The sequence below is a fragment of the Microbispora sp. NBRC 16548 genome, assembly GCF_030268985.1.
In the GTDB taxonomy this organism is placed as follows: Bacteria; Actinomycetota; Actinomycetes; order Streptosporangiales; family Streptosporangiaceae; genus Microbispora; species Microbispora catharanthi.
This window is the reverse complement of the sequence record NZ_BSSF01000076.1, coordinates 1-484: the sequence shown is the minus strand read 5'-3', so window position 1 is coordinate 484 and position 484 is coordinate 1. Positions and strand designations below refer to the sequence as shown.

Annotated in this window: 1 protein-coding gene; it reads right to left on the bottom strand. The window is 69.4% G+C overall.

From position 1 onward, the window contains the following. The coding region (locus tag QSK36_RS43095) for a beta-xylosidase family glycoside hydrolase (protein ID WP_502883472.1) at positions 1-484 on the bottom strand (484 nt) is incomplete at both ends.

Below are 484 nucleotides of genomic sequence, written 5' to 3'. Positions count from 1 at the left end.
CCGATCCAGGCCGATGAGTCGCGCAGCATCGCCAGTCCGGCCCGGTCACCGTCGCGCATGGCCGAGTAGTCGAGCTGGATCGTCGCGGTCGAGGACGGGCCCAGGATGCGGTGGGTCAGGGTGTTGCGGGCCGAGTACAGGTCGTTGGTCACGGTGGCGGTCTGCAGTCGCAGCCCGTTGTCCACGCTGTATTTGGTGGTGTCGGGGTTGTGGTTCCATTCCCATTCGGGCCCGAGCTGGGTGCCGGCGAAGGTGTCGGTCCCGGTCGGGGACTTCACCTGTCGTGGCGGGCGCGGCACGTTGGGGTAGGGGTAGGAGCCGCCCCAGGCGCCGTTGACGGTTTGCACGGTGGGCCAGCCGTCGGAGGTCCAGGTGATGGGGGCCAGGACGGGGATGCGGCCGCCGGGGTAGGCGTCCTGGAAGGCCATGTAGTACCAGGCGCCGTTTTGGGTCTGGACCAGCCCGCCCTGGTGTGGCACTCCGC